This window comes from Aliivibrio finisterrensis, from assembly GCF_008933155.1.
GTDB classification, from domain to species: Bacteria; Pseudomonadota; Gammaproteobacteria; order Enterobacterales; family Vibrionaceae; genus Aliivibrio; species Aliivibrio finisterrensis.
This window is the reverse complement of record NZ_WBVP01000114.1, coordinates 1-337: the sequence shown is the minus strand read 5'-3', so window position 1 is coordinate 337 and position 337 is coordinate 1. Positions and strand designations below refer to the sequence as shown.

Here is a 337-nt window from a genome sequence, read left to right as displayed (position 1 = left end):
ACTGGTATCGGTATTATCGAACGCGGTGCCAATCGAGCTGGTGTCATTGCCATCAAACACCGTGTTGTTGTCGCTGTTGGTGAGAATGCCGCTGTAGTTGTAATCACCATAAGAAGCCCCTGCGACAATATCTGTCCCATTAAAGGTGAGTTCATAGGTTGCAAATTCATCGGTTCGGGTTGATGGCGAGCTAAATATCCGTTCAGTAGCTTGCCATTGAGTGGTGTCAGCATTCGCTAAGTCATAACTGTACACCGCCTCCCCATTGAGTGTAGACACCACTAATTTGAGCCCATCAGCACTCAATTGAGTTTGATAACCAAAACCGTCACTCGTA

General features: G+C 46.9%; 1 protein-coding gene. It reads right to left on the bottom strand.

The genetic code is table 11. The features are described 5' to 3' along the window. A partial coding sequence (locus F8B77_RS17780) for a hypothetical protein (protein WP_167512883.1) occupies positions 1-337 on the bottom strand: 337 nt, incomplete at both ends.